This is a genomic window from Mesoflavibacter sp. CH_XMU1422-2, from assembly GCF_037029245.1.
GTDB classification, from domain to species: domain Bacteria; phylum Bacteroidota; class Bacteroidia; order Flavobacteriales; family Flavobacteriaceae; genus Mesoflavibacter; species Mesoflavibacter zeaxanthinifaciens.
Window position 1 is genome coordinate 1 of sequence record NZ_JAYMEE010000087.1, and the last position, 928, is coordinate 928.

Genomic DNA, 928 nt, shown 5'->3' on the forward strand with positions numbered 1-928 from the left:
ACCGTTGTGCAACATTTGACCAAAAAATGAAAAATCGAATTTTAACAATATTATTTTTAGCTATAAGTCTGACTTTATTCGGTCAAGATGGTCAAGACTGTTATGAAATAAAGTATCTCGACTTTTTTGGTTTGGACAAAATGGAAATTATAAAATGGCCAGAATCTGAACTTGAAGGATTATCCAAAATGGATTTTGCCAAAGACAGAGGCAAATCTGAAATTAAGACTAACTTTATAATTCCGATGATTGTTTACCAATTAGCTGAATATCATCCGAATTGCAATCAAAATATTGACACAAATTATTTCAATAAAATTTCAGAAATCTATTTAAAAATTAGAGAAATTGATTCAACCGAATTTCTAAAAAAATCAATCGCTGAAAAGATTGACTTTTTGCGTGCTGACTTCTATTCGCAAGTCGAAAATGTGGATTATTTGCCGAAAATGACAGCAACTTTTGATGACGGACCTTTTTACGGAGTTGACTACACAGAAAAATCGGAATTAAAACCAATCAAAACCCAGGAAACTGAATTTGGAACTTTAGTTGTTTCAAAAGCTGATGATAAAACAATACTTGCGAGTAAAGATAAAAACGGAAACACAATTTGGCAGAAGTCAATTACTGGACTGTCGGACAGAAATTTAACCGAATTACATTTTACCGAAAATCCAATGGAATATAATTCTGTTGCGACTGTTGCTCATATGTATTCAGAAGGAGAAAGATTTACACTATATTTAAAAAACGATGGAAGTTTTATGTATTACTTTCATTCGTGGTAAAGAAAATAAAAAACGTTGCACAACAATGGCTATAAGTAATTGCTTGTTTTCGCCTACTTCTGAAAATCCTCGCGGATTTTCAGCTTGGTGTGTACTTGCAAAGTTAAGTGCTAACCCACGCAACTACTCATAGCCGA

General features: G+C 32.7%; 1 protein-coding gene. It reads left to right on the plus strand.

Going from position 1 to position 928, the window contains the following annotated elements; genetic code table 11:
• Positions 1-791: hypothetical protein (locus WA340_RS12815; RefSeq protein ID WP_336129376.1), on the plus strand; the 791-nt coding region annotated here is incomplete at its 5' end.
• Positions 792-928: the final 137 nt, after the last annotated feature.